The 21,403-nt window shown below is 67.4% G+C and carries 22 protein-coding genes; 11 read left to right on the top strand and 11 right to left on the bottom strand.

What is annotated here, in order from left to right:
- The first annotated feature begins 92 nt into the window (after positions 1-92).
- The 4 genes from FB600_RS33995 (at position 93) to FB600_RS33980 (ending at position 4,584) form a co-directional block, all read left to right on the top strand.
- The gene (locus tag FB600_RS33995) at positions 93-707 is read left to right on the top strand and encodes an amino acid synthesis family protein (protein ID WP_098153216.1); all 615 of its coding nucleotides are present in this window, start codon (positions 93-95) and stop codon (positions 705-707) included.
- 135 nt (positions 708-842) lie between these two features.
- Complete coding sequence (locus FB600_RS33990; RefSeq protein WP_098152853.1) at positions 843-1,787, top strand: 2-hydroxyacid dehydrogenase; 945 nt, start codon at positions 843-845, stop codon at positions 1,785-1,787.
- Between the two features lie 137 nt (positions 1,788-1,924).
- Positions 1,925-3,100 (top strand): porin, encoded by a 1,176-nt coding sequence (locus FB600_RS33985; RefSeq protein ID WP_098152855.1) that lies wholly within the window; start codon positions 1,925-1,927, stop codon positions 3,098-3,100.
- Between the two features lie 89 nt (positions 3,101-3,189).
- The gene (locus FB600_RS33980; RefSeq protein WP_145758063.1) at positions 3,190-4,584 is read left to right on the top strand and encodes an aspartate aminotransferase family protein; all 1,395 of its coding nucleotides are present in this window, start codon (positions 3,190-3,192) and stop codon (positions 4,582-4,584) included.
- A 45-nt stretch (positions 4,585-4,629) separates the two neighbouring features.
- Here FB600_RS33980 and FB600_RS33975 read toward each other — a convergent pair whose 3' ends face one another.
- Together FB600_RS33975 and FB600_RS33970 are read right to left on the bottom strand one after the other, a co-directional pair.
- Entirely contained in the window at positions 4,630-5,607 is a 978-nt protein-coding gene (locus FB600_RS33975; protein ID WP_013690844.1) for a 2-keto-3-deoxygluconate permease, read from the bottom strand.
- A gap of 118 nt (positions 5,608-5,725) precedes the next feature.
- A complete protein-coding gene (locus tag FB600_RS33970; RefSeq protein ID WP_098152857.1) occupies positions 5,726-7,252 on the bottom strand; it encodes a UxaA family hydrolase in 1,527 nt (508 codons plus the stop codon).
- A 169-nt stretch (positions 7,253-7,421) separates the two neighbouring features.
- On the opposite strand from FB600_RS33970, the gene FB600_RS33965 reads away from it, so the two are divergent.
- Positions 7,422-8,135 (top strand): FadR/GntR family transcriptional regulator, encoded by a 714-nt coding sequence (locus FB600_RS33965; protein ID WP_013690846.1) that lies wholly within the window; start codon positions 7,422-7,424, stop codon positions 8,133-8,135.
- Between the two features lie 145 nt (positions 8,136-8,280).
- On the opposite strand, the gene FB600_RS33960 is transcribed toward FB600_RS33965, so the two are convergent.
- From FB600_RS33960 to FB600_RS33925, 8 genes are all read right to left on the bottom strand, one after another.
- The gene (locus FB600_RS33960; RefSeq protein ID WP_013690847.1) at positions 8,281-8,439 is read right to left on the bottom strand and encodes a DUF3309 family protein; all 159 of its coding nucleotides are present in this window, start codon (positions 8,437-8,439) and stop codon (positions 8,281-8,283) included.
- 413 nt (positions 8,440-8,852) lie between these two features.
- Positions 8,853-10,232, bottom strand: coding sequence for an NAD-dependent succinate-semialdehyde dehydrogenase (locus FB600_RS33955; RefSeq protein ID WP_098152860.1), 1,380 nt, complete (start codon positions 10,230-10,232; stop codon positions 8,853-8,855).
- A gap of 177 nt (positions 10,233-10,409) precedes the next feature.
- A complete protein-coding gene (locus FB600_RS33950) occupies positions 10,410-11,786 on the bottom strand; it encodes an MFS transporter (RefSeq protein ID WP_098152862.1) in 1,377 nt (458 codons plus the stop codon).
- A gap of 70 nt (positions 11,787-11,856) precedes the next feature.
- The gene (locus tag FB600_RS33945) at positions 11,857-12,675 is read right to left on the bottom strand and encodes an enoyl-CoA hydratase-related protein (RefSeq protein WP_098152864.1); all 819 of its coding nucleotides are present in this window, start codon (positions 12,673-12,675) and stop codon (positions 11,857-11,859) included.
- Positions 12,676-12,721: 46 nt separating this feature from the next.
- The gene (locus tag FB600_RS33940; RefSeq protein WP_096751495.1) at positions 12,722-13,498 is read right to left on the bottom strand and encodes an enoyl-CoA hydratase-related protein; all 777 of its coding nucleotides are present in this window, start codon (positions 13,496-13,498) and stop codon (positions 12,722-12,724) included.
- Positions 13,495-14,739 carry a CaiB/BaiF CoA transferase family protein gene (locus FB600_RS33935; protein WP_096751496.1) on the bottom strand — a complete coding sequence of 415 codons (1,245 nt, stop codon included), beginning with the start codon at positions 14,737-14,739 and terminating at the stop codon, positions 13,495-13,497. Before FB600_RS33935 ends, FB600_RS33940 begins: the two co-directional genes overlap by 4 nt.
- A 110-nt stretch (positions 14,740-14,849) precedes the next feature.
- Entirely contained in the window at positions 14,850-15,746 is an 897-nt protein-coding gene (locus FB600_RS33930) for a LysR substrate-binding domain-containing protein (protein ID WP_047836328.1), read from the bottom strand.
- Between the two features lie 107 nt (positions 15,747-15,853).
- Complete coding sequence (locus FB600_RS33925; RefSeq protein ID WP_227742801.1) at positions 15,854-16,711, bottom strand: PHB depolymerase family esterase; 858 nt, start codon at positions 16,709-16,711, stop codon at positions 15,854-15,856.
- 46 nt (positions 16,712-16,757) lie between these two features.
- On the opposite strand from FB600_RS33925, the gene FB600_RS37980 reads away from it, so the two are divergent.
- The 4 genes from FB600_RS37980 (at position 16,758) to FB600_RS33910 (ending at position 19,893) form a co-directional block, all read left to right on the top strand.
- Positions 16,758-17,066, top strand: a complete 309-nt coding sequence (locus FB600_RS37980; RefSeq protein ID WP_227742802.1) for a hypothetical protein — start codon at positions 16,758-16,760, stop codon at positions 17,064-17,066.
- 264 nt (positions 17,067-17,330) lie between these two features.
- A complete protein-coding gene (locus FB600_RS33920) occupies positions 17,331-17,927 on the top strand; it encodes a TetR/AcrR family transcriptional regulator (RefSeq protein WP_013690855.1) in 597 nt (198 codons plus the stop codon).
- A 48-nt stretch (positions 17,928-17,975) separates the two neighbouring features.
- Positions 17,976-19,454 carry an MFS transporter gene (locus FB600_RS33915; protein ID WP_145758062.1) on the top strand — a complete coding sequence of 493 codons (1,479 nt, stop codon included), beginning with the start codon at positions 17,976-17,978 and terminating at the stop codon, positions 19,452-19,454.
- A gap of 130 nt (positions 19,455-19,584) precedes the next feature.
- The gene (locus FB600_RS33910) at positions 19,585-19,893 is read left to right on the top strand and encodes an EthD family reductase (RefSeq protein WP_124095689.1); all 309 of its coding nucleotides are present in this window, start codon (positions 19,585-19,587) and stop codon (positions 19,891-19,893) included.
- Between the two features lie 17 nt (positions 19,894-19,910).
- On the opposite strand, the gene FB600_RS33905 is transcribed toward FB600_RS33910, so the two are convergent.
- Positions 19,911-20,216: a carbohydrate porin gene (locus tag FB600_RS33905; RefSeq protein ID WP_164467643.1), complete on the bottom strand. Its 306-nt coding sequence runs from the start codon at positions 20,214-20,216 to the stop codon at positions 19,911-19,913.
- On the opposite strand from FB600_RS33905, the gene FB600_RS37975 reads away from it, so the two are divergent.
- Positions 20,200-20,778 (top strand): aminotransferase class I/II-fold pyridoxal phosphate-dependent enzyme, encoded by a 579-nt coding sequence (locus tag FB600_RS37975; protein ID WP_261383528.1) that lies wholly within the window; start codon positions 20,200-20,202, stop codon positions 20,776-20,778. The genes FB600_RS33905 and FB600_RS37975 overlap by 17 nt on opposite strands.
- Entirely contained in the window at positions 20,661-21,371 is a 711-nt protein-coding gene (locus FB600_RS37970; protein ID WP_261383527.1) for an aminotransferase class I/II-fold pyridoxal phosphate-dependent enzyme, read from the top strand. The genes FB600_RS37975 and FB600_RS37970 overlap by 118 nt, the downstream gene beginning before the upstream one ends.
- The last annotated feature ends 32 nt before the right edge of the window (positions 21,372-21,403 follow it).

Below are 21,403 nucleotides of genomic sequence, written 5' to 3'. Positions count from 1 at the left end.
AAAGTCGTGCTTCCCCCGGAACGGAGGAAGACGCTCGAATTGACGCTACTTAGCATGCCTCGCATCGATCACGTCATCCGATGGGAGTGCTGATGAATACCGATTTGCAAGTGCGCAAGATCTCGACCTTCGTCGAGGAACTGATGGTCGAGGGCGGCCGCGCGGCGCCGCGCCCGATCACCACCGTGGTGGTGGCCGCCGTGCTGAAAAACCCCTGGGCCGGGCAGGGTTTCTGCGAGGACCTGCAGCCGGAGATCCGGCGCCTCGCGCCGCCGCTGGGTGCCGAGCTGACGCGCCGGCTGGTGGCGCTGATGCCGGCCGCGCGCGTGCAAGCCTATGGCAAGGCCGCCGTGGTGGGCGTGAACGGCGAGATCGAGCACGCCTCGGCGCTGATCCACACGCTGCGCTTCGGCAACCTGTTCCGCGAGGCGGTGGACGGCACCGCCTTCCTGAGCTTCACCAATACGCGGCTCGGGCCGGGCTCGATGGTCTCGCTGCCGATGATCCACAAGTCGGCCACGGGGCAACGCTCGCACTTCCTGACGGCGACGTTTCAGATCGCCGACGCGCCGGGGCCCGACGAGGTGCTGGTGGCCATCGGCGCGGCCGACGGGGGGCGAGCTCACCCGCGCATCGGCGATCGCTTCATCGACATGGCCGAGATGGAGGCCCCCAAGCCGGCCGAGGCGCAGACCTGGGGCGACTGAGGCGCGGGCGCGCCCTCGCGGCGCGCCCGCTCCGAGCCCCGGCGCTTCCGCTGCGCTTTTCCTCCGATTCGCAGCCAACCCCGGCGCGCCGCGCGGCGCGCCCGCTCCACCGTTTCCGCCGCCACGGCACCCGCCATGAACGACATCATCATGCTGGCCACCCGGCTGCCCGCCGGGCAGGAGGCCGAGTATCGCGCCGCGCTCGCCGCGGCGATGCCCGCCGAAACCATCGTGCCGCTGCGCGAGGCCGATGCCGATGCGCGCGCCGGCGCGAGGATCGCGATCGTGGCGCGGCCCGATCCCGCCGAACTCGCCGCCCTGCCCCGGCTCGCCTGGATCCAGAGCCTGTGGGCCGGCGTCGAGCAACTGGTCGAGAGCCTTCCGGCCACGGCGCCGCCCGTGGTCCGGCTGGTGGACCCGGAAATGTCGCGCACCATGGCCGAGGCGGTGCTGGCCTGGACCTACTACCTGCAACGCGAGATGCCCGCCTACCGCGGCCAGCAGCAGGCGCGCGAATGGCGGCAGCGGCCCTATCGCAAGCCCCAGGACATACAGGTCGGTATTGTCGGCCTCGGCACGCTCGGGGCGGCCGCCGCGGCGCGCCTGCTCGAGGCGGGCTTTCGCGTGGCCGGCTGGAGCCGCTCGCCGAAGCGCCTGGCCGGCGTGGACACCCATCACGGCGCCGAGGGCCTGGCGCGCCTGCTCGGCGCGAGCGGGATCGTGGTGTGTCTCGTGCCGCTGACCGACGAGACGCGCGGCCTGTTCGACCGGCGCACGCTGGCGGCCATGCGGCCCGGCGCGGCGCTGATCAACTTCTCGCGCGGCCCGGTGGTGGTCACCCGGGATCTGCTGCAAGCGCTCGATGCCGGCCGGCTCTCGCATGCGGTACTCGACGTGTTCGAGGTCGAACCGCTGCCGGAAGCCTCGCCGCTCTGGGCCCATCCCGCCGTGACGGTGCTGCCCCACATCTCGGCGCCGACCGACCTGCACACGGCGGCGGCCGTGGTCGCGGCCAACGTCGCCGCCTATCGCGCCAGCGGCCGCATCCCGGCCGGCGTCGATCTCGCGCGCGGTTACTGAGCCGGCGCGAACCCTTTCGTTTCATCCGGCCCGAGCCGCGCCATCGGTCGTCTTCGTCCGCTGGTGTGTGCCCGCACGCCGGCGCAGTGCCAGCAAGGCTTCGATTCATGCAACACGACCAACCACCAGGGGCAATCATGAGCAAGGCAGCAGGCTTGGAAACACGCATCGCGGCAGCGGTGGCGACGACGCTGGCGCTACTCGCCGGCAGCAGCACGGCGGCGCAGGCACAGAGCAGCGTCACGCTGTACGGCATCATCGACGAAGGGCTCAACTACACCAGCAACGCGAAGGGACACGGCACCTTCCAGATGAAGAGCGGCGACACCTTCGGCAGCCGCTGGGGCATCGCCGGCTCCGAGGACCTGGGCGGCGGCACGCGCGCGCTGTTCCGCCTAGAGAACGGTTTCGACGTGAACAGCGGCGCCTTCAAGCAGGGCGGCCGCGAGTTCGGCCGGCAGGCCTGGGTCGGCCTGCAATCGGACCGGCTCGGCACGCTCTCGTTCGGTCGCCAGTACGACCCGATCATCGATCTCTGGAGCGGCCTGACCGGCGCGGGCGGCGTGAGCGGCGACGTCGCCTCGCATCCGTTCGACAACGACAACGCCGACTTCGATTTCCGCGTCAACAACTCGGTCAAGTACACCAGCCCGAACTTCAACGGCCTGAAGGCCGAGGCGATGTACGGCTTCAGCAACGACACCGGCTTCGCCAACAACCGGCTCTACAGCGCGGCCCTGCAATACAAGCTGGCGGGCCTGACCGCCGCGCTCGGCTACCTGAAGATCGACGCGGGCGGCTCGGCCAACGGCGCGGTGTCCACCGACACGGTGTTTACCGGCTCGTCCGAGCAGAACATCGTGGCGGGGCTGTCCTACGCGTTCGCGGCCACCAGGCTGGGCCTGTCCTACTCGCATGTCGACGTCTACGACCCGACCGCCAATGCCTATATCGCCTCGACGGCCACCCAGCCGCCGGGCGGGCGCTGGCAGTCCTGGAAGTTCGACAACTTCGAGGTCAATGCGAAGTACTCCTTCACGCCGTCGTTCTGGCTGTTCGGCGCCTATACCTTCACCGAGGCGAACCTGCATGCGAGCACCGGCGATTTCGAGCCGAAGTGGCACCAGCTCTCGCTGATGCTCGACTACGACCTGAGCAAGCGCACCTCGCTCTACATGCAGGCCGCGTACCAGCACGTGGTCAGCGCGCATACCGGCACGGCCTTCGATTTCGCCACCACGCCCGCCTCGGCCGGCGCCTCGTCGGGCGAGAACCAGACGCTGGTGCGGCTCGGCATGATCCATCGCTTCTAGGCGCGCACGCGCGCCGTTTTCCGCGGCCGGTGCTCCCGATGCGCCGGCCGCGTCCCGATCCCCCGGCGGATCCCTTTTCGAGGTAGCAGATGCAAAAAGACCTTCTGGTCGACGCCGATCGTCGACACCTGATTCACCCGGCCGTGGCCTATCGCGCGCACGAGGCGCGCGGCGTGACGATCCTGGACTCGGGCCATGGCGTATGGCTGCGCGACGCCGACGGCCGCGAACTGCTCGATGCCTTCGCCGGGCTCTGGTGCGTCAACACCGGCTACGGCCAGGCCAGCATCGTCGAGGCGGCGATGCGCCAGATGAGCCGGCTGCCCTACGCCACCGGCTATTTCCACTTCGGCTCGACGCCCGCCATCGAACTGGCCGAGCGGCTCACCGCGCTGGCCCCGGCCTCGCTGTCGCGCATCTACTTCACGCTGGGCGGCTCCGACGCGGTCGATTCCGCGGTGCGCTTCATCACCTACTACTACAACGCGATCGGCAAGCCGGCGAAGAAGCACTTCATCGCGCTGGAGCGCGGTTACCACGGCTCGTCATCATTCGGCGCGGGGCTCACGGCGCTGCCGGTGTTCCATCGCGGCTTCGACCTGCCGCAGGCGACCCAGCACCATATCCCCTCGCCCTATCCGTATCGCAGCGCCGCGCCCGACGATCCGCGGGCGATCATCGCCGCCTCGGTCAAGGCACTCGAGGACAAGGTGGCGGAGCTTGGCGCCGAACACGTGGCCGCCTTCTTCTGCGAACCGGTGCAGGGCTCGGGCGGCGTGATCGTGCCGCCGACGGGCTGGCTGAAGGCGATGTGCGAGGCCTGCCGGCGGCTCGGCATCCTGTTCGTGGCCGACGAGGTGATCACCGGCTTCGGGCGTACCGGCCCGCTGTTCGCCTGCGAGGCCGAGCAGGTCGAGCCGGACCTGATGACGGTGGCCAAGGGCCTGACGGCCGGTTACGCGCCGATGGGCGCCGTGCTGATGGCCGAGCACGTCTACCAGGCGATCGCCGACGGCGCGCCGGCCGATGCGCCGATCGGCCATGGCCAGACCTATTCCGCGCATCCCGTCAGCGCGGCGATCGCGCTGGAGGTGCTGCGCCTCTATCACGACGGCGGGCTGCTGGAGAACGGCCGCACGCGCGCCCTGCAGTTCGGCGCCGGGCTCGATGCCCTGCGCGAGCATCCGCTGGTGGGCGACGCGCGCCATCGCGGCCTGCTCGGCGCGCTGGAGCTGGTCAGCGACAAGGCCGCGCGCACGCCCTTCGATCCCGCCGTGAAGCTGCCCACGCGCCTGTTCGACGCGGCCAGCCGCAACGGCATCATCCTGCGCGCCTTCGGCGACGGCACGCTCGGTTTCGCGCCGGCGCTGTGCCTGAGCGAGAGCGAATGCGAGGAACTGTTGGCGCGCGTGAAGCGCGTGCTGGACGAGGTGCTCGACGAAGCGGAGGTACGGGCGGCGCTGAGAGGCCAGCGCGTGGCCTGAGCTTGCGCGCGCGCCGCGCCGCGTGATCAGGGGTCGCGCCGCCGATCAGGCCTTGCTCGTCGAAGCCGCTTCGTGAAGCTCGGCGTCGCGTGCGCGACGGCGTCCATGCCAGCGCGCGTAGGCGGCCGCCGCCAGGGGCGCCAGCAGCGAGGTGACGATGGTCGAGGCCGCGATCTGCGGCGTGGCCATCGCCACCAGCGAACCCAGGCGCGGGTCCACCGCCGCGATCGCGGTGGGCGTCGCCACGGCATTGCCGGCGGTGGTGGCCGCCGCCATGCCGGCCACACCGGTGCCGCCGGCCAGCCGCGAGGCCAGCACGTTGCACACGGCGCCCGCGGCCAGCGTGATGAGCCCGAGCAGGATGCCGGACAGGCCCGCGCCGAGGATCGCGTGCAGGTTGATCTGCGCGCCGAGGCCGAAGGCGAAGAAGGGGATCAGCAGGTCGCCGCCGGACTTGAGGAAGCGCCGCATGTCCTCGTCGAGGTTGCCGAGCACCATGCCGATCACGATCGGCAGCACGGTGGCCACCAGGTCGATCACGGGGATGGTCGCCAGCCCGGACAAACCGAGCGCCACCATCGTCACGAACGGCCCTTCGAGGATCGAGAGCACCGCCAGCGCGCCGCGATCGACCTCGTCGCCGAACTGGCGCGTCACCGCCGCGTACAGGCCCATGTTGGCATTGGTCACGGCGGCGATGATCGCCATGCCCGACAGCCCGAACAGGCCTTGAGGCCCGCACAGCCGGCTCACCGCGAAGCCGATCGCCACGCCGCTGGCCAGCTTGGCGAGGGTGATCGCCGCGCCATTGCGCAGCGCCCGGGGGGCGGTGCGCAACTGGATCTCCGCGCCCATGCAGACGAAGAACACCGCCAGGATCGGCAGGGCGCCGTGGGCGAGCTGGGTGGAGAAGCTGCCGATGGCGAGGACGTGCGGCGCGAACGTGTTGAGCACGCTGCCCCACAGAAGGGGGATCACCATCATGCCGCCGGGAAAGCGCTCGATGGCTCGTTTGATCTTCATGCCGAGTCTCCGTCCGGTGCGCGCAGCCTGGCGTCGCGTCACCGGCATTTGATTGGTATTGCGAATCGAATCGATCGCGGCGGGCCGCGTCCTCGCGCGTGGCGCCCGCCGTACCGCCTTACATCTGCGCGCCGATCATCCAGGGCACGAATTCCTCGTTGCCCACGCCAAGCGCCTCGCTCTTGCTCTTGCCGCCCGAGGCGACCTCGATGATCATGCGGAAGATCTCCTCGCCCTTCTGCTCGACCGAGGCGCCGCCCTCCATGATCTCGCCGCAGTTGATGTCCATGTCGTCCACCATGCGCCGGTACATCGCCGAGTTGGTCGCGACCTTGATCGACGGCGCCGGCTTCGCGCCGAAGCAGGAGCCGCGTCCGGTCGTGAACACCACCAGGTTGGCACCGCTGGCGATCTGGCCGGTCGCGCCCATCGGGTCGTAGCCCGGCGCATCCATGAACACCAGCCCGTTGGTGTCGATCGGCTCGGCGTAGCGGTACACGCCCATCAGCGGCGACGAACCGCTCTTGGCCACCGCGCCGAGCGACTTCTCCAGGATCGTGGTCAGCCCGCCCGCCTTGTTGCCCGGCGTCGGATTGTTGTCGATGCTGCCTTTTTCACGCTCGGCATACGACTCCCACCAGTGGATGCGCTCGACGATCTTCTCGCCCACCTCGCGGCTGACCGCGCGACGCGTCAGCAGATGTTCGGCGCCGTAGATCTCCGGCGTCTCGGTCAGGATCGCGGTGCCGCCGTGGCTCACCAGCAGGTCCACCGCGGCGCCCAGCGCGGGGTTGGCGGTAATGCCGGAGTAACCGTCGGAGCCGCCGCATTGCAGGGCCACGCTCAGGTGGGAGACCGGCAGCGGCTCGCGGCGCGCCTGGTTGGCCAGCGGCAGCATCGCCTCGACGGCGCGGATCGCGGCGTCCACCGTCTTCTGCGTGCCGCCCTCCTCCTGCATCACCAGCGGCACCAGCAGCGGCCCCGGCTCCACGCCCTCGGCGACGAACATCGCGCCCATCTGGTTGGCCTCGCAGCCCAGCCCGATGATCACCACGCCGGCGAAGTTCGGATGCCTGACGTAACCGCCGATGGTGCGCCGCAGTTGCTGGATGCCCTCGCCGTGATGGTCGATGCAGCAGCCGAAGCTGTGCGTGATCGGCACGATGCCGTCCACGTTCGGGTAGGCATCGAGCACGCCGGGCGCCGCGAAGTGCTGGCTCACCAGCTTGGTGACGGTGGCCGAGCAGTTGACGGTGCTGATCACGCCGATGTAGTTGCGGGTCGCCACGCGCCCGTCGGCGCGGCGAAAGCCCTGGAAATCGAGCGGCGCGGCGGCGGGCGAGACCGGGCGGAGGTCCTCGCCGAACGCGTAGTCGCGATTGAATTCGCCGATCGACAGGTTGTGCACGTGGACATGCTCGCCGGCGCGGATCGCCTGCGTGGCGAAGCCGATGATCTGGCCGTAGCGGCGCACCGGCGCGCCCTGCGCGACGTCGCGGCAGGCGATCTTGTGGGCGGGCGGAATCTCGGCGCTTGCGACAAGATCGTCGAATTCGGCGAGAATCGTTCCCGCGGCGATCGCGCCGCGCGCGATCAGCACGTCGTCCTTGTCGTGCAGCTTGATGGCGAGCGTGGGCTGGCTCATGTGATGCCTCCTGATTGTGGGGTCGAGCTGCCGGGCCGCGCCTGTCGTGTGGAACGCCGCATGCGCTGGACCGGATGCAGGCATCATCCGGCGAAAGCCGACGGCGGCGCAAATTGGTCAGGCCACTTTTCCGGGCGGCCGGCCAGGCGGGTCAGGAGTGGAGCTGGGTATGAAAAGCACGGGTGCGCTGAATCGGACTGTCCGGCAGATCGAGACCGGTATTTCGGAGGGACGATGGCTGGCCGGCGAACGCCTGCCGGCCGAACGGGCGCTGGCCGAGTCGCTCGGCGTGTCGCGCGCGACGGTGCGCGAGGCGATCGGCCGGCTGGTCAGCAAGGGCTTGCTGGAGAGCCGGCACGGCAGCGGCGTCTATCTGCTGGGGAACAAGCCGGTGGGCACGGCGGCGCCGTGGATGCAGCTGATCGCGGAAACCCCGCCGCTGCGCTCGGAAACGCTCGAATTCAGGATGGTGTTCGAATGCGCGGCGGCGCGCTTCGCGGCGCAGCGTGCGTCGGCGCATCAGGTGGAGCGCTTCGAGGGGATACTCGAGCGCATGCAGGCGGCCGTGCGGCAGGCCGATGTCGACGAGGAAGCGCGCACCGATTGCGAATTCCACGCCATGCTCACGGCGGCCTCGCACAACCGCATGCTGGACCAGTTCTATGCCGGCGTGATCACCATGCTGCGCGAGCATATCGCCAGCAATACCTACGACGCGACCGTCAACAACCTCAATGCGGCGGTGCAGGCGCGCGATCGGCTGCTCCAGCACGAAACCATCTATCGCGCCATTCGCGACCGCAATCCCGATGCGGCGCAGGACGCGATGTTCGCGCACATCGACTACGTGGGGCGGCAGTTCAACGTCGAGTTGGGCGGGTAAGTGGGTGAATAAGCAGGCGGGTAAGTAGTCGAATGAGCGGCCGGCGCTTTCCGCGAAACGCGGCCTGCGCCCTTGACGGGACGCGAGGCCGGTTTCGCCTGCCTTCCGGCGGAAATCAGCGGAAAGGATCAGCCGGAAAACGCAGCTATATCTGCCCGAGCAGGACCAGCACGATCACGATGACTAGCACCACGCCCAGCAGGCCGCTCGGCCCGTAGCCCCAGCTGCGACTGTGAGGCCAGGTGGGAATCACGCCGACCAGTATCAGCACGATGATGATCAGTAAAATCAGTCCCAGTGACATGTCGTACCTCCTTGGATTTGTATGAATGACGCCTTGTCCGGGCGAATCCCTGGCCGGCCCCTTCGCGGCACCGCGTTCAGGCGGGGGCCGCCTATCGGTTCGGGTTCACCGGTGGCCGATGCGTCAGCCTGGTTCCAGCAAACCTCGTACCCGGCCGCCGGCGGGCGCCGGCCGGCCGATTCGCGGCGTGCCCGGGGCACCCGGGACGCTTTGCCCGGAGCGGCACGCAGCCGGCGGCGAAGCGGTGGCGCGCCATGGAACGGATGTTCGCGCGTCATTCATCATCCTCGGGAGCGAGGACGCTCGATCCGGGTCGTGCCATCCGGCAGGTACATGAGCGACGGTAAGATTTTCACGAAGCCGCCCGGAACGACACGGGCGGACTTCGCCCGGCCGGTACCCGCCCGCGGGCCTCACTTGTCGAGGCCGCCCATCAGCACATACTTCACTTCGACGTACTCCTCGATCCCGTGGTAGCTGCCTTCGCGGCCATAACCGGAATGCTTGACGCCGCCGAAGGGAATCGACGCGGTCCCGACCGAGCCGCTGTTGAGGATCACCATGCCAGACTCGATCGACCTCGACAGGCGAAGCGCCCGCCCCAGGTCGCGCGTGAACACATAGGCGACCAGGCCGTATTCGGTGTCGTTGGCGCGCTTCACCACCTCGTCCTCGCTCGTGAATCGATAGACCGGGAACACCGGACCGAAGATTTCAGTGCGGGCGATCTCCATCGTGTCGTCGAGCCCGGTCAGGATGGTGGGCTCATAGAACAGGCCGCCCTTCGCATGCGGCTTGCCGCCAAGCACGAGCTTCGCGCCGGCCTGCCTCGATTGCTCGACCAGTTGCGCAACCTTGTTGAAACCGGCCTGGTTGATCATCGGGCCGACCACCGATTCCTCCTGCATGCCCTGGTCCACGCGGATTGTCGCGACCTTCTCCGCCAGCGCGGCGACGAATCGGTCGTGGATGCGCTCGTGGACGTAGATCCGATTGGGCGAGATGCAGACCTGGCCGGAGTTGCGCAACTTGGCGGCGACCAGCCCCGCTACCGCCCCGTCGAAATCGGCATCGTCGAACACGATGAACGGCGCATTGCCGCCCAGCTCGAGCGTCATCTTCTTGAGGTCCTTGCCGCAGGCGCTGGCCAACAGCTTGCCCACCGCCGTCGAACCGGTGAACGACAGCTTCCGGATACGCGAGTCGCTGGTGAAGAGCTCGCCGATCTGCTTCGGATCGCCCGTGACCATTTCGAACACGCCTTCCGGGATGCCGGCCTTGCGGGCGTATTCGAGCAGCTTGTACGCAGTCAGCGGTGTCAGCTCCGACGGCTTGATGATCATCGTGCAACCGGCGGCAAGCGCCGTCGCAATCTTGCGCGTGATCATCATGAAGGGGAAATTCCATGGCGTAATGGCGGCTGTCGGACCCGCCGGCTCCTTGACCACCACCACCTGGGCGTTGGCGGCGTGAGTCGGAATGGTGTCGCCATACACCCGCTTGGCCTCTTCCGCGTACCACTCGACAAAGCCCAGGCCGTAATCGATTTCTCCCATGGCATCGGAAAGGCATTTGCCGTTCTCCCTGACCATGATTTCCGCGAACGCGCGCTTGTCGTCGCGCACCAGTTCGAACCAGCGACGCAGCAACTCGCCGCGCTCCCTGGCGAGCTTTTTCGACCATGCCGGGAAGGCGTCGCAAGTGCGCGCGATCGCGGCCCTGACCTGGTCCGATGTCATTTCCGGCGCCTCGCCGACGAAGCTGCCATCCGCGGGATTGGTTACCTTGATCATGATTCAGGATTCCTTTGCAAGTCAGTTTGGGAAGCGAAAAAAACCGGTGATTCAAACGCTCGAGATGGGATCGGGATGCGCAATCAAGCTTAAGGCGACTGGCCGATTTCCACGATGACGCGGTGTCTATTTCTATTGCCTGATCCTATGTTCGCGGCCTCGACGGACATTCCGCCGTCAACGGCCGGCCGGCAATTCGTCGCCGGCGGCCCGCACCGGCGACGCCTCGGCGGCGGCTGCGCACCGTCCCGCCGCTTCCTGCCCGAGGCCCCAGAGAGCGGTCACGACCAGGCAAGGCGCCATCGCCAGCATCGAGTACACGACGCCCGCCAGTTGATTGCCCGTCAGATGGACAAAGAACAGGCTGATCAGGGGAAGAAATCCGCCGAACAGGATGTTGCCCAGTTGCTGGGACAAACCGAAACCGGTGGTCCGGCTCTGCGGCGGAAACGATTCGGCGATAAAGGCCGGCAGCGGCGCCATGATCATGGCGGTCAGGATGGCAAGCACGCTGATCAGCGCAATGACGGCGCCCCACTCGCCGGCCGATACCGCCGCGCGAATCCCGGCGAAGCACGGATATGCCGCGACGATCCAGAGCGCAATGCCGACCAGGATCACCTTCGCCCGGCCGATCGCATCGGACAGGCGTCCGAACACCGGGTACATCGGCGCCGCGATCAGGATCGCCACGCCCAGGCAGAGGCTGGCCCGCGTCTGCTCCACCTTCAGGACATTCTCGAGAAAATAGAGCATGTAGACGATCGACGTGTACAGCGACACGGAGGTCCCGCCCTGGGGGCCGAACATCGCCACGAAGATCGCCTTCCAGGATGTCTTGCTGCCCAGGGTGTCCTGCAGCGGCGACGCCGACAATCGTCCGGCATGCTTCAGCGCCATGAAGGTCGGCGTTTCGGACATGCCGAGCCGAATCCAGGTTGCAATCACGACGATCGGCGCGGAAACGAGAAACGGAACCCGCCATCCCCAGGCGCGGAAGTCCTCGGCATCCAGCGCGAACCGGAGCGTGCAGACGATCAGCAGGGCCAGCAACAGGCCGATCGTCGCCGTGCTTTGCAGCACGCTGGTCGCCATGCCCTTCCTGCCCGCCCCGGCATGCTCCATCACGTAGACGACCGCCGAGCCGTATTCCCCTCCCAGCGCCACGCCCTGGACGATGCGCAGGCTCAGGAGCGCCGCCGGCGCGGCGGCACCGATGGCCGCATAGGTGGGAAGACAGCCGATTCCCACCGTCCCGACCCCCATGATCACGAGCGTGATCACGAAGGTCTTCTTGCGCCCTATCCTGTCGGACATCGGGCTGAAAATCAGCGTGCCCAGCGGCCGCGCGACATAGGCGATGCCGAAGGTCGCGACGCCCGCCAGGCTCATGACGAGGCGATCGGTAGCGGGCAGGAACAGCTCGGTGAGCGTCGAGGTCAGCGCGACATAGATGAAAAAATCGTAGTACTCGAGCATCGTGCCGATGCTCGAGCTGGCAATGATCCGGAACATACCCGGCCGGCGATGCCCGGCCTCGTGATCGGCGAACATGCTTGTCTCCTTTGACTCGAACACGGGCTGTCGTGCCACTTGGCGCGGCCGCAGCTCTTTTTTCGCGTGCTTACCGATTGCGCCTGGCCAGCGCCTGCTGCTCGTTGAATTCCGTGACCCGCTGCTTGTGCTCCTGGCCGCAAAGCAGGATGGCCTGCATGCTGGCGGCCATCTCGAGCGCGGCAGCCAGGGGGATCTGCGCCGATTCGCGAACCAGTTTCCTGGCCATGCGCGCGGCGCCGGGCGGATGCGCCGCGATACGCGAGGCGAGCGCCAATGCTTCGTCGTCCAGGTCATCGTCGGGCACGACCCTGGTGACGATGCCGAGCCGGCAAGCCTCGTCGGCATCGATGAAGTCGCTGGTCAGTGTCAGTTCCAGCGCCTTGGCCGGCCCCACCACGCGGCTCAGGAACCACGCGCCGCCAATGCCCGAGATGAGGCCGAGGCGCAGGAAGCTTTCGGCGAACAGCGCACGCCGGCCGGCGATCCGGATATCACACATCAGGGAGAGGTCGAAGCCGGCCCCGATCGCCGCGCCATTGACGGCACAGACCGAGGGCACCTCCATTTCCTGAAAGCCACGGGTGATGCGGTGCAGGCTGCCGTGCAGGCGATCGCGAACCTCGGTGGCGCCGCCTTCCATCAGATCGCCGCCGCTTTGCATGTCCTTGACGTTGCCGCCGGTGCAAAAATGCTTTCCCGCCGAGCGCAGCAGGACGCAGCGCACGTCGTCTCGGCGCTTGACGGCTTCCAGCTCATCCGACAAGGCTTCCGTCATGGCGATCGTGAGCGCATTGCCGTTCCTGGTTTCGTTGAGCGTGATGGTCAGGATTCCGGATTCGAAGGACGTCGCGACCAGCTGGCCGTCCAGGTTGTCATGGGAGGACATGGTTGAACCTCTCGTTCAAGGTGAAATGCCGCGCGAACGCCGGCAATCAGCGGTTGTCGAATTTCGCGGGACGCCGTTCGATGAATGCCGCCATCCCTTCCTTCTGGTCCGCCAGGGAAAACCCGGCGTGAAATGACCTGCGCTCGAACAGCAGCCCTTCGGAAAGGGAGGTTTCGAAGGCGCGGTTGACGGCCTCCTTGATCGCGACGATCACCGGCAGGGAATGCCTGGCGACCTGCCCGGCGACGAGCATCGCCGCATCGATCAGTTGGTCCGGGGCCACCACCTTGGCGACCAAGCCGCCGGCAAGCGCTTGCTGCGCGGTAATGGGCTCGCCGGTCAGGCACATCAGCATCGCGCTGGCCTTGCCGAGCGCGCGCGGCAGCCGTTGCGTGCCTCCCGCGCCGGGCACGATGCCCAACTTGATTTCCGGTTGGCCGAATATCGCGTCCGAAGCGGCGATCACCACATCGCACATCATCGCCAGCTCGCAACCGCCGCCCAGGGCGTAACCCCGCACGGCGGCAACCAGCGGCTTGCGCAAGGTACGCAAGGCATCCCAGTTGCGCCCGATGTAATCCAGCTCGAACGCCGTGGCGTAGTCGAGTTTCGACATGCCGACGATATCCGCCCCCGCGGCAAAGGCCTTGTCGGAGCCGGTGATGACGCTCGCGTGAATGTCCGGGTCCGTCTCGTTGATCGTCAATGCCTCGACAAGCCCATCGATCAGTTGGTCGGTCAGCGGGTTCAGTGGATTCCTCGAGCTCAGGCTGATCAGCGACACCTTGCCGTGGCGCTCTTGTTTTATGCAGCTGTCCGTCATTCCTGTCCTTCGTTACCGTAATCTGCCTGGGCGGGGCACGGGGAGCACGCGTGAATCACGCCTTGTTCGAGCAGCGCGTCGATTTCCTCGCGGCCGATGCCGTGTCGTTCGAGCACGGCGATGGTGTGCTCGCCTTTCAGTGGAGCGGCCCGGTCGGCCTGGCCCCGTGACGTCCCGGAAGGCCCGAGGGCGAAACCGATCGTCCGCATGCGGCCCGCCACCGGGTGATCGACCATGCGGGACAGCCCGCTTCCCGCGTATTCGTCGGATGCCACTACTTCGTCATACGAAACAATTGGTGCACACATGATGTCTCGCGCGGCGAGACGCTCCATCCACTCGGCCGTGGGGCGCTCAGCCAGTTTTCCGGCCAGCAGTTCGTGGAGCGCCGCTCGGTTTCGTACGCGCAGCGCGTTGCTCGCGAAGCGCGCATCCGCCACGAGCCACGGCATGTCCAGTTCATCGCACAAGGCGGCCCAGCGCGCCGGATGATAGGCCACCACCATGATCCAGCCATCCCGGCTGGGAAACGCCTCGTTCGGCGCCGCGTAGGGCGCGGCGCTTCCCAGCCGGTCCGGGTTGCGCCCCATCGCGAAATACGCGGCGAAACCCGTTTGCTGCAGCATCACGGTGGCGTTGTAGAGGCTGATATCGAGGTGCTGGCCGCCCTTGCCGTCGCGAACGCGGTGCAGCGCGCCGAGGATCCCGATCGAAGCGAGATAACCGCCGATCATGTCCGCGATCGGAACGGGAACCTTCAGGGGATCGTCGTTGGCGGTGCCCAAGGTACTCATCAGCCCGCTGGCGGCCTGGATCACGCCATCGACTCCGGGGCGCCGGCGATGCGAGCCCTGCTGGCCAAAGGCCGAAATGGAGCAATACACGATGCGCGGATGGGCGGCGCGAATCGAGTCGTAGTCGAATCCCATCGACTTCATGACGCCGGGCCGGAAGTTTTCCACCAGCACGTCGGTGCTATCCAGCATCTTCCGAACCAGACGGCGGCCCGCTTCGGTCTTCAGATCGATCGAGACGCCGAGCTTGTTCCTGTTCACGCTCATGAAGGTGGCGCTTTCGCCCTGTATCCAGGGCGGTCCGATCTTCCTTCCAAGTTCGCCATCGGGAGGCTCGATCTTGACGACTTCCGCACCGAGGTCCGCGAGCGTCATCGAACAGACCGGGCCTGCCAGCACGTGCGAGAAATCGAGCACCCGCACGCCAGCCAGACTATCTGTCAGCACGTTGAATGTCCTGTCTGCCGGCTCGTCACCTCGACAAGCCACGAGACGAGCATAAGGACCGCGCACCGACGCGACAAACGACTTTATCTCAGCGACTTTTTGACTTTTTGTTAAAAGGCCCGTTCCTGGGCGACGAGCGCCACCAGCCAATCGCGAAAGATCTCGAGCGCTTTCGAGGCGCGGCGCTTGCTGGGCCAGACGAAATAGTAGGTATGCGCGCCACGGTCGAGCTTGAACGCGAAAGGCGCGACCAGGGCGCCGGAATCGAGTTCGGCGCGCACCAGCGCTTCCTGCGCGATGGCGATGCCATGCCCTTCGATCGCGGCCTGATAGGCGAGCAACGAGGTCTCGTAGCGCATGCCTCGTCGCGCCGGGTGCGGCGGCCGTCCCGAGGCCTTGAGCCAGAGCAGCCAGTCCTCCGGCCGGGCCAGCGAATGCAGGAGCGTCTGCCCCTGAAGCGGCGAATCCTCGTCGACCAGGCGCGACGGCGCCGCCACCGGGACCAGCAGGTTCGGAATCAGGCGCCGCACCTCGACGTCCTTCCAGTCTCCATCGCCGAGCTGGATTCCGGCATCGATATCGTCGCGACCGAAGTTCAGGGGCGCTGACGAGGTGGTGAGCTGGACCTCGATGTCCTCGTGCAATCGGTGGAAATTGGCCAGGCGCGGAATCAGCCAGCGCACCGCGAAGGTCGCGGGCGATCGGATCTTCAGGATGCTCGCGCGGCGGGTGGTGGTGCGAATGCTGGTCGTGGCGTCGCGCAGCGCCGCGAAGATGGGCATCAGTTCGGCGAGGTAAGCGGCTCCCGCGGCCGTCAGTTCCAGGCGCCCTTTCAAGCGTTCGAACAGCTCGACGCCGAGATAGCGCTCGAGCGTCTGCACTTGGCGACTGACGGCCGCCGGCGTGACAGCCAGCTCCAGGGCCGCCTTGGAGATGCTCAACAGACGGCCGGCAGCCTCGAAGGCGCGCGTCGGGTTGAGCGGCGGAAGCGACTCTCGTGGCTCCATGAACCATCCGGGCTGGGTAGTGGTCGCCGCAATTCTGTGCCAGAACGAATAATTGGGCAATATTGCCGGCCAGGACGCATCGGGCTTGCGCTGGCGGCATGCCCTGGTCAGGGCGAGGCCACCGGAAGCGCTCGCCGCCGAGTGCGGAAGAATGCCCAGAGCATCGCGCTCGCGTCCGGGCCGCGCGCCGCGTTGAACGGCAGCCGATCGTCGCCGCCGCTCCAGGCGTGGCCGAGCCCTCGCACCATGCAGACTCGCACGATCGCGCGCCCGCGGCGCCGATAGTCGACGACCAGGCGGTCGCCATGCTCGGTCATCACGCGCGTGCCGCCCGTCGCCTCGCCGCTCGCGTCGACGAGGCCATTGACGCGCAGCCACTGCCGCGCCGCCTGCTCGGCATTGATCTTCGCGACCACGCCATCCAGTTCGCCATGCACGATCAGCACCGGCATGCCCGGGTAGCGATCGAGCTCGATCGCCGCGTCGATCAACGCGATCGGCTCGTCGCGGCTGCCGTGCTGCATGACGCGCAGCGCATGGATCGACGAGCGCGCGGCACCGGCCAGGGCGCCCGAATGAAGGCCGAGCGCGGCGAACAGCGAGGGCTCGTGCAGCCCGAGCTGCGCGGCCAGCCCGGCGCCGGCCGACATGCCGGCCAGGTAGACACGCGCCGGATCGAAGCCGTGCAGCGCGATCATCGCGCGCACCAGCGATGCCACCGCATCGGCATCCGAGCCGGGCGCGGGGGCCGGCGGATCGAACCAGTTCCAGCAGCGATGCGGATGCCTGCCGGTCGACTGTTCCGGCAACAGCACCGAAAAACCATGGCGGTCGGCGAGGCGGTCGATGCGCGTGCCGAGCGCGAACGCCTCGGCGGTCTGCTTGCAGCCGTGCAGCATCACGACGAGCGGGCCGCCGGGCTTGGCGAGCGGCGGACGGTAGAGCAGATAGGTGAGGTGATTCACGAGTTGGCCCGGTGCCGGCCGGGCCGAATGGAACGAACGGGTCCACGTGCCCAGCGGCGACAGCGTCGGCCGGGAGCGCGCGCCGCGGCCGGTTTTCGGTGGTTTTGGCGAGGTCGGCGACGGCGTGTGCAAGGAACTACCCGCTCTCTTTCGTGGAGCGGACTTCGGCTTGAGCGTGGAGGGCTTCGACAGCGGTTTCACCGGCTTGATCCCACTGCCCCGTTTCGGCTTGCGTGTCGCCGGGGTCGCGAAGGCAGCGAGCAGCTTGAGCCAGGCGTTGGAGGATCGACGAGGCATGTTCTGGCAGCGGGCCTCGGCGCCATCGGCGCCGCGACGCGCGTCGAGGAAGGATTAAACAGACGATACAGGAAGACGGATGACGCCATGGGCTCGATGGGACCGGCTGGATCGGCGACGTCGGCCAATACGTGCCGGACAGGCGCGGGACGCCGGCGCCGGCAATTTCCGCGCCTCGTCCTTCCTGCTGATCATCGTCGACGATCGCGAGCCTTTCCGGCCGCCCTCGCCCCGGCCCGCGGTATTCCCCGCCGCCACGATCGCCGTTGACATGGAAACCGATCAGTCCATATAATGCGTCCATCTTCCACGAGGCTCATCCATGGCAAACCCCGCTGGTCTCGGCCGTCCCCGCGAATTCGAACTCGACGACGCCGCGCGCGACGCGATGAACGTGTTCTGGGACCGAGGTTATGAAGGCGCGTCCCTGCCCGATCTGATCGCGGGCACCGGGCTGTCGCGCGGCAGTCTCTACAAGGCGTTCGGCGACAAGAAGGGCCTGCTGCTGGCCGCGCTCGACCTGTACATGGCCGACGGCCTCAAGGCGACCGCCGACATCCTCGCGCAGCCCGGCGCCGTGAAGGACGCCATTCGCGATTCGCTGCTGCGCTACGCCAGCCTCTCGGTCGGCGCCGCCGGGCGACGCGGCTGCCTGGTGGTGGCGATGACCACGGAGATGGCCGCGCACGATGCCGAGGTCGCGGAACGCAGCGGCCGCATGTTCCGCCGCCTGCAGCAGCTTTATGCCGGCGCGATCGTGCGCGGGCAGGCGAGCGGCGAGATTGCCGAACGCGACGAGCAGGTGCTGGCGCGCTTCCTGGTCTGCCAGATCGAGGGAATGCGCGTGCTGGGCAAGACCGGCATGCACGAAGCGGACATGCTCGCGCTGGTCGACAGCACGATGCGCATCCTCGACTGATTTTTTTGCTCAATTTGGAACCGAATGGTTCCGTAACAAGGCTCATTCATGTCCTCAAACACGCCCCTTTCACCCGATCCGCGCCGCTGGGCCATGTTCTCGATCCTGTTGGTCGGCGCCTTCCTGCCACCCCTGGATTTCTTCATCGTCAACGTCGCGCTGCCCTCGATCCAGGGGGAACTGGGCACCTCCTCCTCGGCCGAGCAACTGGTCATTTCCTCCTATGCGGCGTGCTATGCCGTGACGCTCATCACCGGCGGCCGGCTGGGAGATCTGTTCGGCCGCGGACGCATGTTTTTTCTCGGCCTGACCGGCTTCGCGGCGGCATCCTTGCTGTGCGGCATCGCGTGGTCGCCGTGGACGCTCATCATCGGGCGCGCCTTGCAGGGCGTGACGGCGGCCATCATGGCGCCGCAGGCACTCGCCTCGATCCAGGCGATCTTTCCGGAAACGGAAAAATCGCTCGCGCTGAGCCTCTATGGCGCGGTCTTCGGCCTGGCCTCAGTGATCGGGCAGGCGCTGGGCGGCATCCTGATTTCGCTGAACCTGTTCGGCATGGCCTGGCGCACGATCTTCCTCGTCAACCTGCCGGTGGCGATCCTGGTGGTGCTGTTCGGCATCCCCCTGCTGAAGGAGACGCGTGCGGAACACGCCCGCAAGCTGGACCTGGTCGGCACGGCGCTGTCGATGGCGACGCTGGGCGCGCTGATCGTGCCGCTGATCGAGGGGCGTGCAGCGGGTTGGCCGCTGTGGTCATGCCTCTGCCTGGGCGCGGTGCCGGCATTGGCATGGATCTTCTGGCGCTACGAAAGCCGGCTTGCCGGCAGGGGCGGCGCCCCGCTGCTCGATCCGACCGCCCTGCGGGCGCCGGGCCTGGGCCGTGCATTGCTGGTCGCCCTGCTGTTCTATGCGATCGCCGCCTTCTTCCTGCTGTTCTCCGTCTACCTGCAAAACGCCCTGCACGTCGACGCCTTGAGCGCAGGCCTCGTGTTCCTGCCGTTCGGCGCGGGCTTCCTGCTGGGCCCCTTGTCCACGCCGCTGGCCGCGCGCCTGCTCGGCGCCTATGTCAATCCGTTCGGCATGGGCCTGGAAGTGCTCGGCTTTGGCGGCCTGGCCGGCTTGATCGCGGCCTCGCCGGTCGGCATGCCGCCCGCCTCCGCGCCGCTTGCCATCGCGCTTTTCACGATCGGCTTCGGACAAGGGCTCGCGCTGCCGACGCTGATGCGGATGGTGACCGGCCGCGTCGCGCCGACCATGTCGGGCATGATCGCCGGCATCGCCAGCTCGACCCTGCAGATCAGCACCGCGCTCAGCGTCGCGGTCATCGGCGGAATTTTCTACACCGTGCTCGGTTCGCGCCAGGACCCGGCGTCGATCGCGCACGCCTTCGTGGTCGCGATGCTCTGTATCGCCTTCTGCCTTGCCGTCGGCGCCACGCTCAGCCTCACCCTCGCTCGGAAACCCGCGATACGGAGCCCGGCGGGCGCCCGCCTCGCGGCGGCACTCGAGCCGGGCAAGCGCTCCTGATAACCGGTCTCGGCAGGTATCTCACACGATTTATTCGCATTGCAAATCAAACGACGAAGCGTCGCCGGTCGCCACGCGCGACGCTTCGCATCCGAACCGACCGTCCATCAGTCTGAATTGGAGGCTTTCCATGTACTTCATCGTTTCCTATCGTCGTGCCCCAGGTATGCGGTTCGATTCCCGATACTATGTCGAGCAACACATCCCCCTCGTGGAAAAAACCTGGAAGCCGTTTGGGCTCGACTACATCGACGCGTTTTTCCCATCCCGGGCGGACAGCGACGTGATCGTGGTGGCGATGTGCCGTTTCAAGGATCGCGCGGCACTGGACGCCGCCCTCGCGGCCGAGGAAACCGCAATCATCATGGCCGATATCGAGAAGTACACCGATGGCGAGCCCGACCGGCACGTCACGGAGGTGTTTCAGCTTTCCCGGTGAGCGAATATCCGCCGGCTTCAGAACACCAGGACCAAGGTCGTATAGGCGTTGAGCGAGCTGCCTCGCTTCGGCGAGAACGTGGGATTGTCCGTATAGATCAGCGCGGATTGAAGATACACGCCCTGCCTCACGCGGTAAGCGTAGGAGATCGACAGATTGGTCGTCGCGTTCGCGTAGTCCGCGCCCGACAATGCCGCATTGCGCTTCAACCAGTTGCTGTACTGGTTCCTTGAAATGCCGAAGGCAAGAAGATCGTAGGGACGAGATTCGAACGGCGCCAGGCTGTAGATCGAAGCACCGAACGCGATGGGCAGGTATCTCACGCTGCCGGCCTCGACGGACAGCCCCGCCTCGCGGGGGGATCACTCGCAGCCGCAAGGTTTCATCGATCTCTCGCACAACTTCCCCGAACACGCGCCGGGCATGGCCGGCGCGCATGCGCTGCTGGGGACCCAACTGCGCGTGGAAGATGCCGCGCGCCTGCTCGCCACGCAGGTGGATGCCGGCCATGTCGCGCACCGCGCCGCCGCGGCACGCTGGCTCGACAGTCGCGGCGTGACGGCCATGGCGGACCACCTCGTCGTGACCTGCGGGGCCCAGCATGGCCTGTTGCTCGCGCTCGGCGCGCTGACGCGGCCCGGCGACATCGTGCTGACCGAGGAGCTGACCTATTACGGCCTGAAGTCGGCCGCCGCGATGATGGGGCGTTCGCTGGTGGGCGTGCGCATGGATGCCGAAGGCCTGCTGCCGGAAGCGCTCGACATGGCTTGCCAACGCTCGGGCGCGAAGGTGCTGTTCTGCTGCCCCACCCTCCACAACCCCACCACCGCCGCCATGAGCGCCGGCGCGAGATCGTCGAGGTCTGCCGGCGCCGCGATCTCCTGATCGTCGAAGACGACGTCTATGGCTGGATGCCCGAGGAAGCGCTGCCCTGCCTGGCGATTCTGGCGCCGGGGCGCACCACCTACGTGACAGGCCTGTCGAAGCTGGTCGGGCCGGGCTTGCGCATCGGTTTCGTCATCACGCCGCCGCAGCATGTCCACGCGCTGGGCGTCGCGTTGCGCGCCACCACCCTGATGGCGTCGCCGCTCAACGCGGCGATGGCGACCAGCGTATTGGAATCCGGCGAGATGACCCACATCGTCGAGACGATCCGGGAAGAAACCCGGGCGCGACAGGCACTGGTCGCGGCGAGCCTGCCGGCATCGGCGATCGTGACGCGCCCGGGCGCGTTCTATTTCGGACTGCGTACCGGCAACCACCAGACCGGGCAGGGTTTCGCCCGCGCCGCGGAGGCAGCCGGAATCGGCGTCACGCCCTACGATCTTTTCGAGGCCACGCCCCTGACAGGCAGCACCCTGGTACGCGTGTGCCACAACGCGGCCCCCGATCGCGACAGCCTGCGCCGGGCCCTGGCGGGACTGGCGCGGATGCTCGACCAGCCGGTCGCGGCGCCCCCGTTCAGGCAGGGGATCTGAGCACCGCACGAAACAGGCGTCGTGCGAAGCAG

It is taken from the genome of Burkholderia sp. SJZ089 (assembly GCF_007828315.1).
GTDB classification, from domain to species: domain Bacteria; phylum Pseudomonadota; class Gammaproteobacteria; order Burkholderiales; family Burkholderiaceae; genus Burkholderia; species Burkholderia gladioli.
This window is presented reverse-complemented; position numbering and strand designations above follow the sequence as displayed.

What these genes read in the sequence shown, in the direction of transcription:
- FB600_RS33910 (WP_124095689.1), top strand. Translation starts at nt 19,585, where the DNA reads ATGTACTTCATCGTTTCCTATCGTCGTGCCCCAGGTATGCGGTTCGAT.
- FB600_RS33940 (WP_096751495.1), bottom strand. Translation starts at nt 13,498, where the DNA reads ATGACGGACAGCTGCATAAAACAAGAGCGCCACGGCAAGGTGTCGCTG.
- FB600_RS33985 (WP_098152855.1), top strand. Translation starts at nt 1,925, where the DNA reads ATGAGCAAGGCAGCAGGCTTGGAAACACGCATCGCGGCAGCGGTGGCG.
- FB600_RS33975 (WP_013690844.1), bottom strand. Translation starts at nt 5,607, where the DNA reads ATGAAGATCAAACGAGCCATCGAGCGCTTTCCCGGCGGCATGATGGTG.
- FB600_RS33915 (WP_145758062.1), top strand. Translation starts at nt 17,976, where the DNA reads ATGTCCTCAAACACGCCCCTTTCACCCGATCCGCGCCGCTGGGCCATG.
- FB600_RS33920 (WP_013690855.1), top strand. Translation starts at nt 17,331, where the DNA reads ATGGCAAACCCCGCTGGTCTCGGCCGTCCCCGCGAATTCGAACTCGAC.
- FB600_RS33980 (WP_145758063.1), top strand. Translation starts at nt 3,190, where the DNA reads ATGCAAAAAGACCTTCTGGTCGACGCCGATCGTCGACACCTGATTCAC.
- FB600_RS33970 (WP_098152857.1), bottom strand. Translation starts at nt 7,252, where the DNA reads ATGAGCCAGCCCACGCTCGCCATCAAGCTGCACGACAAGGACGACGTG.
- FB600_RS33965 (WP_013690846.1), top strand. Translation starts at nt 7,422, where the DNA reads ATGAAAAGCACGGGTGCGCTGAATCGGACTGTCCGGCAGATCGAGACC.
- FB600_RS33950 (WP_098152862.1), bottom strand. Translation starts at nt 11,786, where the DNA reads ATGTTCGCCGATCACGAGGCCGGGCATCGCCGGCCGGGTATGTTCCGG.
- FB600_RS33995 (WP_098153216.1), top strand. Translation starts at nt 93, where the DNA reads ATGAATACCGATTTGCAAGTGCGCAAGATCTCGACCTTCGTCGAGGAA.
- FB600_RS37975 (WP_261383528.1), top strand. Translation starts at nt 20,200, where the DNA reads ATGGGCAGGTATCTCACGCTGCCGGCCTCGACGGACAGCCCCGCCTCG.
- FB600_RS33930 (WP_047836328.1), bottom strand. Translation starts at nt 15,746, where the DNA reads ATGGAGCCACGAGAGTCGCTTCCGCCGCTCAACCCGACGCGCGCCTTC.
- FB600_RS33960 (WP_013690847.1), bottom strand. Translation starts at nt 8,439, where the DNA reads ATGTCACTGGGACTGATTTTACTGATCATCATCGTGCTGATACTGGTC.
- FB600_RS33990 (WP_098152853.1), top strand. Translation starts at nt 843, where the DNA reads ATGAACGACATCATCATGCTGGCCACCCGGCTGCCCGCCGGGCAGGAG.
- FB600_RS33955 (WP_098152860.1), bottom strand. Translation starts at nt 10,232, where the DNA reads ATGATCAAGGTAACCAATCCCGCGGATGGCAGCTTCGTCGGCGAGGCG.
- FB600_RS33945 (WP_098152864.1), bottom strand. Translation starts at nt 12,675, where the DNA reads ATGTCCTCCCATGACAACCTGGACGGCCAGCTGGTCGCGACGTCCTTC.